13 protein-coding genes and 2 pseudogenes are annotated in these 9,890 nt (G+C 63.0%); 4 read left to right on the forward strand and 11 right to left on the reverse strand.

Annotated elements, in window-relative coordinates; all coding sequences use genetic code 11:
* From pyrB to ACO1XS_RS03020, 6 genes and pseudogenes are all read right to left on the reverse strand, one after another.
* Positions 1–114: pseudogene (gene pyrB / locus ACO1XS_RS02995) on the reverse strand (aspartate carbamoyltransferase catalytic subunit); the annotation flags it as partial.
* 69 nt (positions 115–183) lie between these two features.
* The gene (gene pyrR / locus ACO1XS_RS03000) at positions 184–720 is read right to left on the reverse strand and encodes a bifunctional pyr operon transcriptional regulator/uracil phosphoribosyltransferase PyrR (protein ID WP_486389982.1); all 537 of its coding nucleotides are present in this window, start codon (positions 718–720) and stop codon (positions 184–186) included.
* On the reverse strand, positions 707–1,141 hold the full coding sequence (gene ruvX / locus ACO1XS_RS03005; RefSeq protein WP_173256359.1) for a Holliday junction resolvase RuvX: 435 nt from the start codon (positions 1,139–1,141) through the stop codon (positions 707–709). The genes pyrR and ruvX overlap by 14 nt, the downstream gene beginning before the upstream one ends.
* The gene (locus tag ACO1XS_RS03010; protein WP_173256358.1) at positions 1,138–1,716 is read right to left on the reverse strand and encodes a YqgE/AlgH family protein; all 579 of its coding nucleotides are present in this window, start codon (positions 1,714–1,716) and stop codon (positions 1,138–1,140) included. Before ACO1XS_RS03010 ends, ruvX begins: the two co-directional genes overlap by 4 nt.
* 217 nt (positions 1,717–1,933) lie before the next feature.
* Positions 1,934–3,286 (reverse strand): hypothetical protein, encoded by a 1,353-nt coding sequence (locus ACO1XS_RS03015; protein WP_486389983.1) that lies wholly within the window; start codon positions 3,284–3,286, stop codon positions 1,934–1,936.
* Positions 3,287–3,346: 60 nt separating this feature from the next.
* The gene (locus ACO1XS_RS03020) at positions 3,347–3,517 is read right to left on the reverse strand and encodes a rubredoxin (protein ID WP_173256356.1); all 171 of its coding nucleotides are present in this window, start codon (positions 3,515–3,517) and stop codon (positions 3,347–3,349) included.
* 181 nt (positions 3,518–3,698) lie between these two features.
* Here ACO1XS_RS03020 and ACO1XS_RS03025 point away from each other — a divergent pair, with 181 nt between their 5' ends.
* A complete protein-coding gene (locus tag ACO1XS_RS03025) occupies positions 3,699–4,565 on the forward strand; it encodes a hydroxymethylpyrimidine/phosphomethylpyrimidine kinase (protein ID WP_331571504.1) in 867 nt (288 codons plus the stop codon).
* A gap of 33 nt (positions 4,566–4,598) precedes the next feature.
* On the opposite strand, the gene ACO1XS_RS03030 is transcribed toward ACO1XS_RS03025, so the two are convergent.
* The 4 genes from ACO1XS_RS03030 to groES form a co-directional block, all read right to left on the reverse strand.
* On the reverse strand, positions 4,599–5,123 hold the full coding sequence (locus tag ACO1XS_RS03030; RefSeq protein ID WP_440564055.1) for a helix-turn-helix transcriptional regulator: 525 nt from the start codon (positions 5,121–5,123) through the stop codon (positions 4,599–4,601).
* A 25-nt stretch (positions 5,124–5,148) separates the two neighbouring features.
* The gene (locus ACO1XS_RS03035) at positions 5,149–5,406 is read right to left on the reverse strand and encodes a hypothetical protein (RefSeq protein WP_486389986.1); all 258 of its coding nucleotides are present in this window, start codon (positions 5,404–5,406) and stop codon (positions 5,149–5,151) included.
* Between the two features lie 308 nt (positions 5,407–5,714).
* Entirely contained in the window at positions 5,715–7,355 is a 1,641-nt protein-coding gene (groL, locus tag ACO1XS_RS03040; protein ID WP_331569075.1) for a chaperonin GroEL, read from the reverse strand.
* A 45-nt stretch (positions 7,356–7,400) separates the two neighbouring features.
* The gene (gene groES / locus ACO1XS_RS03045; RefSeq protein ID WP_173256351.1) at positions 7,401–7,691 is read right to left on the reverse strand and encodes a co-chaperone GroES; all 291 of its coding nucleotides are present in this window, start codon (positions 7,689–7,691) and stop codon (positions 7,401–7,403) included.
* 316 nt (positions 7,692–8,007) lie between these two features.
* On the opposite strand from groES, the gene ACO1XS_RS03050 reads away from it, so the two are divergent.
* The gene (locus tag ACO1XS_RS03050; RefSeq protein ID WP_486389984.1) at positions 8,008–8,247 is read left to right on the forward strand and encodes a ribbon-helix-helix domain-containing protein; all 240 of its coding nucleotides are present in this window, start codon (positions 8,008–8,010) and stop codon (positions 8,245–8,247) included.
* The gene (locus tag ACO1XS_RS03055) at positions 8,247–8,657 is read left to right on the forward strand and encodes a putative toxin-antitoxin system toxin component, PIN family (RefSeq protein WP_486389985.1); all 411 of its coding nucleotides are present in this window, start codon (positions 8,247–8,249) and stop codon (positions 8,655–8,657) included. The genes ACO1XS_RS03050 and ACO1XS_RS03055 overlap by 1 nt, the downstream gene beginning before the upstream one ends.
* A 704-nt stretch (positions 8,658–9,361) precedes the next feature.
* Here ACO1XS_RS03055 and ACO1XS_RS03060 read toward each other — a convergent pair.
* Complete coding sequence (locus tag ACO1XS_RS03060) at positions 9,362–9,499, reverse strand: entericidin A/B family lipoprotein (protein WP_331568109.1); 138 nt, start codon at positions 9,497–9,499, stop codon at positions 9,362–9,364.
* Between the two features lie 166 nt (positions 9,500–9,665).
* Here ACO1XS_RS03060 and ACO1XS_RS03065 point away from each other — a divergent pair.
* Positions 9,666–9,890, forward strand: a pseudogene (locus ACO1XS_RS03065) (lactonase family protein); the annotation flags it as partial.

Consider the following 9,890-nt stretch of genomic DNA (forward strand, 5'->3'; position numbering starts at 1 on the left):
CAGATGCTTGAGCTCGCCGTTTTTCGTCAGTTGCGGATTGCCCTTCAGGAAACCGTAGCGAAAACGGTCTGCCGAAGTTGCATGGTCGGCCTGCCCCGGGGTGACGGTGTTCATATTCTGCCTGCTGCAAACGTGGGTCGGGTAGCGTGCAAGAGCGTGCGCGCGTCTATCGCGTCGATCACGTCAATCGGTACGCGGTTCGGTACGGAAGGTGAAGCGGTCGGTTTCGCCGTCGCCTTCGCCCTGGGTCTCGCGCACGAGCACGAGCGTGGCGTCGTCGGCGAGTTCCACATGGGCACCGACGAAACGCGCCGCAATCGGCAACTCCCGGCCGCCGCGCTCAGCCAGCACGGCGAGCTCGATCGCCGCCGGGCGGCCGTAATCGTAGAGTTCGTTGATCGCGGCGCGCACGGTTCGGCCGGTGTACAGCACGTCATCGACGAGCACGATGCGCCGCCCGTCGACATCGAACGGCAACGACGTGGGGCTCGCCTGGCTATGCAGGCCTTTCTTGGCGTAATCGTCGCGATGCAAGGCGACATTGATCACGCCGAACCGCTCGATGCCCAGATCGCTCGCGAGCCGCTTCGCGAGCCACGCGCCGCCGCTATGGATACCCGCCAGCTCCGGCGCGTCGGCACTGCCGAAAAGGTGGCCGTATGCATCGCGGATTTGCGTGAGCAAAACGCGATAAGACGCTTCGGCGTCAATGCAGCTCATCGGAAAGTCCGTCCAGATATTGTTGAAGAATGATGCGGGCCGCTTCGGCATCGATCATGTCGACACGCACGCCGGCATCGCGCAAATCGGCGGCGGCCTGGACCGAGCTGTAGCGCTCGTCGACCCATGCCACCGGGAGATTGAAGCGGCCGTTCAATTGATTGCCGAAACGCTTGGCGAGGCGGGTCATGTCGTGCGGCGTGCCGTCGGGATGCAGCGGCAACCCCACGACGAGTGCATCGGGTTTCCATTCGCCGATCAGCTTGCCGAGCGCTTCGAAACGATACTCGCGGTTCGTGTTCGGCACGACAACCAGCGCGCGCGCCTGACGCGTCAACATATTGCCGACGGCCACGCCGATGCGCTTTTCGCCGTAGTCGAACGCAAGCAGCGTCGCCTCACGCCCGACCGGTTTGCTCATGCGTGCCCTGCGTCACCGGAAAGCATCGATGCGGAGATGCCGAGCAATGCAAGCGCAGCCTCGAAACGCTCTTCCGCTGGCACATCGAACACGATGCGCGGATCGGCTTCCACAGTGAGCCAGCCGTTCTTGGAGATTTCCTCTTCGAGCTGACCCGCACCCCAGCCGGCATGACCGAGCGTCAGCAAAAAGCGCTGCGGCCCTTTTCCGCTCGCGACGGCCTCGAGCACATCTTTCGAGGTGGTCATTTCGAGGCCGCCCGTGACCGACATCGACGACGTGTAGGCACTGCCCTCGACGGGCTCATGCAGCACGAAGCCGCGCTCGGTCTGCACCGGCCCGCCGAAATAGACGGGCACGTGCAACAGCGGTTCGATTTCGAGTTTGAGATCGATGCGACTGAAAAGCGATTCCAGATCGATGTCGGTCGGCCGGTTGATGACAAGGCCGAGCGCTCCGCGATCGCTGTGATCGCAAAGATAGACCACAGTCCCTGAAAACGTGGGATCGGCCATGTTCGGCATGGCGATCAGGAACTGGTTGGTCAGGTTGATGCGATCGTTACTCTTAGGCATGGTTCGAATTCTAGCAAAGACAGTGCGGGACCGGCCCGCGACTTCGGGCGCCAGCGCACGGCCGCGCACCGAGCGCCGGCCGCCGTGCCGCCAAGGGGCGACATGCCTCATTACTGCACACTCTATCACGTCGGCCGGGCCTTTCAGCCGCGCCGCCGCAGCCGGCTGTCCATGCCGCGCAACGCGCGCGCCGGCGCGCGGGCCGCAAGGGGAGAGATCAGAAATGGGCCGGGTTCGAGCGCGCCGGCGCGGCGCGCTCGATCGACTGCATCAACGCATGAAATGCGCCAGATTCGGACGGGGCCACGCCAGCCGCCACGCGCAGCAGCATCGCGCGCAGCGCCTGGGCGGCCGCATCCACGGCGCGGGCCTCGGGCTGGCGTTCCGGCGCGGCGGACTGCCAGGCGCACGCCGTCAGACGCCACGCCAGCGCCAGTGCGTCGGCAAGCGCGGCGATGTGTCCAAGGCCAAGCGCGCAGCCTGCGCTCCCCAGCCGATAAGCCGCCTCGGAGAGCTTCAGCGCCGCGGACGCGTCCATCGATACGGGACGATTCGCGAGTGCCGACATCGCGATATCGGCCGTCTGCAGAAAATCTTCGTAAGCGGGCGCATGGATCGACAGCACTCCGAGTTCGCGCACGGACGATCCGTCTCGAACGCCCGTTTGTCCCGCTTCGCGCGCCGCCTCGGCCTCCCAGCGCGCCTCGGAATCCATGTTGCCGGCGACATGCCAATCGACCGTCAGCCCGTAGTCGTTGAGCAGCGCCACCTGATCGGCATCCTCCGCGGCAGCACCGTAAAGCGCATAGTCGCGCCACAGCAAAGCAAGCGCCATACGAACGAACGACTTCGGCGCGAGCAGGAGTCCATGCGCCTGCTCCCCGAGCAACAGGTTGCACCGCGCATAGAAGCGTTTCGCATCGGCATCGCCCGTGGTGGCACGCCCGGTCACCCGCAGCGCTCGCGCGCAAGCGGCCGCGAGCCGCCAAACATCGTATGGATCGGGCCCGGCGAGCTGCTCGATGTAACCGTCCAGATCGCCCAGCGCCCCGTGCGCCGAATCACGCCCGCGCAGCCACGCGAGCAGCACGCTTTCGTAGCACGCGCGCAAACGCGCCAGCTGCGGCGTCGCAATCGATCTCATCGTTGCGGGGGCGATCGGCTTGCCCGCCAGTGCCACGTCTTCGTAAGCGATGTCCGACGGGCCCGCGTGCATCGCGATGCGCGAGCGCAGCTCGCGGTAGTGCTCGAACAGGACCGTCGAGCAAGCAAGCTCGCGCAGATTGCGCCGCATGAGCGCGGCTTGGAAATCGGCGAGCGCCGCACCGAATCGCTCCTCGAACGCGCCTTCGGCGAACGGCGAGGCGAGCGCCAGCGTTTCGGCGAACCGTTGCGCCGGCAACCAGCCGGCATGCGCCAACGCCTCGGCTGCGCGACGCAGCGGCGCGCCGGTCGCAGCATGAGAATCGAAGGCTCGGCGCGCTTCAGCCAGAGCGTCTTCAGCCGGTCGCACTGCCGCCCCGCGGGGGTTCGGCAGCGCTTCGAAGTTCGACGTGAGAGGAGAACTCATAGGGGCAGCGCGCGCTCGCAAAATGACGAGCGGCTTGCCGACAGCCGCTCGCGTCGCGGATCAGATCTGAACCATTTCGAAGTCTTCCTTGCGGGCTCCGCATTCAGGACAAGTCCAGTTCAGCGGGACATCTTCCCACTTCGTTCCGGGAGCGATCCCTTCCTCCGGAAGGCCGGCCTCTTCGTCGTAGATCCAGCCGCAAATGAGGCACATCCAGCTTTTATATTCCATTCCTATGCCGCGTCGAAAGGTCCGTTGATTAAAAGAGCCATGATGGTACCGTTTTTGATGCCGCACTGGCTACGCCCTTGAATTGAGCGCGCCCATCGTGCCATCCGAATCAATAAAGCCGCATAATTGAGCCGACCGCATTTTTGCGACGTCCCAACCCGTTCTTGCCCCAACCTCCGCCATGCCCAGCGCCGCTCCTCCCATTGTTCTCACTTTCGGTCTTTCCGATCCGACCGGAGGCTTCGGCATCCAGGCCGACCTGCTCACGTTCGCGAGCATGGGTTGCCACGGCGTTTCCGTTCTCACCGGCTATACGGTCCGCGACTCCGCAAACTGCGACGAAGTCACAGGACTCGACCCCGAGGTGGTGGCCACCCAGGCGCGCATGCTACTCGAAGACATGCCGATCGCCGCGTTCAAGGTCGGCGCGGCAACGCGCGCGGAGGTGGTGAGTGCGATCGCCGAAGTCGTAGCCGACTACGACGATATCCCGTTGATTCTGGCGCCGGATTTCACCGTCGATGACGAGCACGTCCTCGCTGCCGACGACCTGCGCGAATCGATCGCCGACTTGCTCGCGCCGCAAACCACACTGCTCGTGGCGGACCAGACGACGCTCGCTGCATTGGCGCAACCCGATGGCGACGCCGATGCTCCAGGCCTCGATGCCGCGATTGCGCATTTGCTCTCGCAGGGGGCCGAGTACATCTTGTCGATGCAGACGGGCACCCATCGGCTCGTCAACACGCTGTTCGGCGAAGAAGGGCAACTGCGGCAGGACATGTGGGACCGCCCTCCTCACCGGCTGATGGGCACGACGGATACGCTGGGTGCGGCCATTGCCGCGCTGCTCGCGAACGGGCAAGAGCCCGCCGAGGCCGCCCGCGAAGCCCAGGAATATCTCTATCAGGCAACCCTCCATGCGTTCCGTCCCGGTATGGGCGCCTACCTGCTCGATCGCTTCTTCTGGGCGCATGACGACGAGAATGAAGAAGTGCGCGTGGAAGGCGCCGCCGCTGTGCCCCGTTACCGGCAGCCGCCGCACTGACGTGCGGCTGTGCCGATTCGCCGCATGCCTCGCTCAGGCGATGAGGCCGCTCACTTGCTGCTGAACACGCGGCAATGCCTGACGCGCCGCCTTGGCCAGGTTGATCTGCATTGCGGCGGCGGCTGTCTCACGTAGTTCCGCCTTCAGTTCATAGCTGCCCTTGTCCTGCAACCATGCGAGGACTTCGGCGAGGTGCCAGATCGAGGTAGTGCCGCAATGCACGGGGGCGGGGAAATTCGCCGCATGGGTGAGCATGAGCTTGCGCATGTTCTGCCGGCTCACGCCGACAACGTCCGCGACATCGCTCAGGCCGACGAAGTCCGGCACCGCCTCGATCAACGTTGCGCCAGGAAGGGCGCGACGCACATCGGACAAGGCAGACACCAACGCCACTTGTGCGGATGCGGCTTCGCGCGTGAACTCGAGCGCAACTCGCCCCGGCAAGCCCATCCCGACCAGCGCATCGTCGCACCCCGCCGCCCCGAGCCGCTCCATCAGTTCCGCCGGATCGCACAGTTCGACCGGCAGTTGATATCTCAAAGTGAATACGTATTCCATTGGCTTATTCCTTGGCACAGCCCTTTTATTGCCGCACGTTCATCTGGTGCGTCGTGCAGTGATCGACGACTCGCCGTAACGCTCGCGCGTGGTTGCCCGCGTTTTTCGGGGTGCTCCAAATACCGACGATGCAGAAGTCTCCGCAGCGGCACTCCTCATCGTTGTATGGGCAAATAAGCCTTCCCCAGGCGTGCGCTCCACCGACCTTTACGGTCCAGCCGTTCGCTTGCGCGTACCGCAGCGCCTCCTCGATTTCCTTCTTCGGATGCACCGGACGAGTCATACGAGCCCCAGGATAGGGGGAAACGGCGAGGTTGTCAAATGACAACTGCAACATTCGGACGCCGTTTTGGCGAAGCGCGAGGGGATGCAGAGCGCAAGCGCAGGGCTTGTCCGGCAATGAAACATGGCCTTCTCCAATGTGAGTGGAAAGGCTCATGCTCCCGCAAAGTGCGGTGCGTAGAAATCCGCCGAACGGCCAATGGATCTGGCTTCGGCACAAACAAAAAAAAACCCGCATCGCTGCGGGGTTGCGTCTGGACGGACGCGCCGTGAGGCGCGTCCTTCATGCTGCTCGCTGTCGCGCGAGACTTACATGTCCATGCCCATGCCGCCCATACCGCCGGGCATGCCGCCAGGCATCGGCGCGTCCTTCTTCGGCAACTCGGCCACAGCCGCGTCCGTCGTCAGGAGCAGGCCGGCAACCGAAGCTGCGTTTTGCAGCGCCGTGCGCGTCACCTTCGTCGGATCGACCACGCCTGCTTCGACCAGATCGCCGTACTCGCCCGTGGCTGCGTTGTAGCCGTAGTTGCCCTTGCCATTGGCAACGGCCGCCACGACCACGCTGGCTTCTTCGCCACCGTTCGACACGATCTGACGCAGCGGCTCTTCCATCGCACGCAGCACGATCTTGATACCTGCGTCCTGGTCGGCGTTGTCGCCCTTGACGCTGGCGATTGCCGCGCGAGCACGGATCAGCGCCACACCGCCGCCGGGCACGATACCTTCTTCAACGGCCGCGCGCGTAGCGTGCAGCGCGTCTTCGACACGTGCCTTCTTTTCCTTCATTTCGACTTCGGTCGCAGCGCCGACCTTGATCACTGCGACGCCGCCGGCGAGCTTCGCCACACGCTCTTGCAGCTTTTCGCGATCGTAATCCGAAGTGGCTTCTTCGATCTGCGTGCGGATCTGCTTCACGCGTGCTTCGATGTTGGCGCCGTCGCCCGCACCGTCGATGATCGTCGTGTTTTCCTTCGCAACTTCGATGCGCTTCGCTTGACCGAGCTCTTGCAACGAGGCTTTTTCGAGCGAAAGACCCGTTTCCTCGGCGATCACCTGGCCGCCCGTGAGGATCGCGATGTCTTCGAGCATCGCCTTGCGACGATCGCCGAAGCCCGGCGCCTTGACCGCAACGGTCTTCAGGATGCCGCGGATGTTGTTCACGACCAGCGTGGCCAGTGCTTCGCCTTCGACGTCCTCGGCGATGATCAGCAGCGGACGGCCAGCCTTCGCGACTTGCTCGAGCACCGGCAGCAGATCGCGGATGTTCGAGATCTTCTTGTCGTGCAGCAGCACGAACGGGCTCTCGAGCACGGCGACTTGCTTGTCGGGGTTGTTGATGAAGTACGGGGAGAGGTAGCCGCGGTCGAACTGCATACCTTCGACGACTTCGAGTTCGTCGGCGAGCGACTTGCCGTCTTCGACGGTGATGACGCCTTCCTTACCGACTTTATCCATCGCCTCGGCGATGCGCTCGCCGATCGAGGTGTCGCTGTTGGCCGAAATCGAACCGACCTGGGCGATTTCCTTGTTCGTCGTGCACGGCTTGCTGATCTTCTTCAGCTCTTCGACGGCGGCGATCACGGCCTTGTCGATACCGCGCTTCAGGTCCATCGGGTTCATGCCCGATGCGACATACTTCATACCTTCGCGGACGATCGACTGAGCCAGCACCGTGGCCGTCGTCGTGCCGTCACCGGCGTTGTCGCTGGTCTTGGAAGCGACTTCCTTGACCATCTGCGCGCCCATGTTCTGGAGCTTGTCTTCGAGCTCGATTTCCTTCGCGACCGAGACACCGTCCTTGGTCACCGTCGGGCCGCCGAAGCTGCGCTCGAGCACGACGTTACGGCCCTTGGGGCCCAGCGTGACCTTCACCGCATTGGCGAGAATGTTCACGCCTTCGACCATCTTGGCGCGTGCGCTGTCGCCGAATACGACGTCTTTAGCTGCCATCTTCTAACTCCTTGAAATCTCAGTGGATATGGATCGGAAGCGTGATTACTTCTGAACGACCGCCATGATGTCTTCTTCGCGCATGACGAGCAGTTCCTGGCCGTCGACCTTCACGGTCTGGCCTGCGTACTTGCCGAACAGCACGCGATCGCCGACCTTGACGTCGAGCGAAATCTGGTCACCCTTGTCATTGCGCTTGCCCGGCCCGATCGCGAGCACTTCACCCTGGTCCGGCTTTTCGGCCGCGGCGTCGGGGATCACGATGCCCGAGGCGGTCTTGGTTTCTTGATCCAGACGCTTCACGATGACGCGATCGTGCAAAGGACGAAGGTTCATACAACACTCCTCTCTGATTGAGACTGAAGAACGCTTAGCTTGGTAGGCCGCCCAGCGACCCGGACGGAACTTGTTAGCACTCACGTGCAGCGAGTGCTAATTATATGGACGGGTTGCCCCGATTTCAAGAAGGGTCGGACGAGGAAGTGAGAATCGTTGATGTAAACGTCTGGAAAACCGGCGCTCGCCCGTGCTGGGCGCTTGGTGGGCCGTTCTCTTCGGCTGAAAGACCGAGGCCGATCGACCGAGTTGCCATACATTCTAGATGAATGTATAAACGCATAAGCACATATACACCGATCTTCAGGAGTCTGTCGTGAATTCAGTCCGTTGGAACGTCGCCGTATCCGCCGATACCGATCAGTCGGTTCGGATGTTCCTCGCCTCCCAAGGGGGAGGCCGCAAGGGCGATCTGTCACGCTTCATCGAGGAAGCCGTGCGTGCCCATTTGCTCGAGCTATCGGCCGAACAGGCCAAGATGGCGAATGTCAACGTCAACGAAGCTGACCTGATGGCTATCGTCTCGGAGGCAGTGCAATGGGCGCGTGAACATTGATGCGGGTCGTTCTGGATACCAACATCCTGCTGAGCGCTCTCATCTCTCCCCGCGGTTGCCCTGATCTCATCTATCGCGCCTGGCGCGCCGGCCGCTTCGAGCTCGTCACGTCGAATGCACAGCTCGACGAATTGCGCCGCGCCAGTCGCTACCCGAAATTGAAGGCCATTTTGCAGCCGCATCTCGTCGGCACGATGATCAACAACCTACAGCGCGCCGTCGTCCTACATCATCTGCTGGTCAATATCGAAACCGATGATCCTAACGATGCCTTCTTGCTCGCAATGGCCCAGACTGGCGAAGTGGACTACCTCGTAACCGGCGATCATTGCGCCGGACTCTTGCAACGAGGCAACCTCGGTCGCACTCGCATCGTTACGCCGGCAGCGTTCTGTGCCGAAGCACTTTAACTGACGCTCAACTAGCGAGCGTAGGGGCTTACGGCACGTTGGAGGTTCGTTGATGAAGCTTGTCCGCTACGGCGCCAATATGTTGGCAACCGTTGTCATCGGCTTCGCGCTGTCCCGGTTCATCGCCAGCCTACCGCGATGCCTTGAGCGCCCCCCCGCCTTCAGCGGTGCGGTCCGCCCTTGAAACGGGTCCTCCGATTGCTGCTCCATACGAAGACGGCGGCTTTTCCCGCCGAGGAGCCGATGATGAGTGCGATCGATCGAGAGCTCGGGCACGCCTTTGCGGTTGCCACGCTTGCATGGGCCTGCCTGGCCGGAGTCACTCCGGCCCAAGCACAAAGCCAAAGCACGCCGAGCAATGCCAGCGCGTCCATGGTCCAGCCCCCACAGCCCCCCGCAAGCGGAGTGAACGCTCACAACCCCGACAACATGCCGGTCAAGCGCCCCACCAAGCCAACGAACGACCCAATCGCGCGGCGACCACCAGCAAGCGCCGCACATGCGAAATAGCGGCCCGCATTTCGTCGGCGCGCCGGTAGGCAGATCTCGTCACAAGACGGCGGAGCGTAGCGCACCAGCCCCGGCGACGGGGCCGGACCCGGCCTGACATGACGTGGGCCGCGAGCATCCATTGGCGAATGTCGCGACCCGGGCAAATGGCGGGCGGCGCGCAATACGCCGCCCGATTGCAGCTTCGACCGACATCAGTCCGAATGCTTCTCGGCCGAGTTCGTGATGGCGTGCCCCCCCTTCGAGAGGTCTTCTCCCGCCCCCGCAACGGTATGGCAGGCTGTCAGCGCCGCCGTTGCGGCAAGTACCAGAAGCGCGATGAGTCGTTTCATGGAAATCCTCCCTTTGCGAGCCGAGTCGCCCGACGTTTGAGTAACGGGTCTCCAGCAATCGTCGTGCCGATCCCCGGCCTCCTAGTGCGGCACCTCGTCCTCCGTCTAGTTATCAGACATAAGATGACGTACATTACCGTCATCAATAACAGTGAGGAGAATGGATATGCCGAGACGTTTTTCAATGCGCGTGGCGCTAGCCGGCCTGATGGCATGCGCACTTGCCGGCACCGCGCATGCAAGCAGCACTTATGTCTACGTCTCGAACGCCGACAGCCAGGACATCTCGGCATTCAAACTCGATGAACGAGAGGGCGCGCTCACATCGATCCAGACGCTCGCGGTCGGCGGCACGGCCATGCCGATGGCACGTTCGCCGAACCGGCCGTAC

Source organism: Trinickia sp. (assembly GCF_057351765.1).

Excerpts from the sequence above, each read along its gene's own strand:
- ruvX (WP_173256359.1), bottom strand. The coding sequence starts at position 1,141 with ATGAGCAAACCGGTCGGGCGTGAGGCGACGCTGCTTGCGTTCGACTAC.
- ACO1XS_RS03025 (WP_331571504.1), top strand. The coding sequence starts at position 3,699 with ATGCCCAGCGCCGCTCCTCCCATTGTTCTCACTTTCGGTCTTTCCGAT.
- ACO1XS_RS03020 (WP_173256356.1), bottom strand. The coding sequence starts at position 3,517 with ATGGAATATAAAAGCTGGATGTGCCTCATTTGCGGCTGGATCTACGAC.
- pyrR (WP_486389982.1), bottom strand. The coding sequence starts at position 720 with ATGAGCTGCATTGACGCCGAAGCGTCTTATCGCGTTTTGCTCACGCAA.
- ACO1XS_RS03010 (WP_173256358.1), bottom strand. The coding sequence starts at position 1,716 with ATGCCTAAGAGTAACGATCGCATCAACCTGACCAACCAGTTCCTGATC.
- ACO1XS_RS03035 (WP_486389986.1), bottom strand. The coding sequence starts at position 5,406 with ATGACTCGTCCGGTGCATCCGAAGAAGGAAATCGAGGAGGCGCTGCGG.
- ACO1XS_RS03030 (WP_440564055.1), bottom strand. The coding sequence starts at position 5,123 with ATGGAATACGTATTCACTTTGAGATATCAACTGCCGGTCGAACTGTGC.
- groL (WP_331569075.1), bottom strand. The coding sequence starts at position 7,355 with ATGGCAGCTAAAGACGTCGTATTCGGCGACAGCGCACGCGCCAAGATG.
- groES (WP_173256351.1), bottom strand. The coding sequence starts at position 7,691 with ATGAACCTTCGTCCTTTGCACGATCGCGTCATCGTGAAGCGTCTGGAT.
- ACO1XS_RS03060 (WP_331568109.1), bottom strand. The coding sequence starts at position 9,499 with ATGAAACGACTCATCGCGCTTCTGGTACTTGCCGCAACGGCGGCGCTG.
- ACO1XS_RS03015 (WP_486389983.1), bottom strand. The coding sequence starts at position 3,286 with ATGAGTTCTCCTCTCACGTCGAACTTCGAAGCGCTGCCGAACCCCCGC.
- ACO1XS_RS03055 (WP_486389985.1), top strand. The coding sequence starts at position 8,247 with ATGCGGGTCGTTCTGGATACCAACATCCTGCTGAGCGCTCTCATCTCT.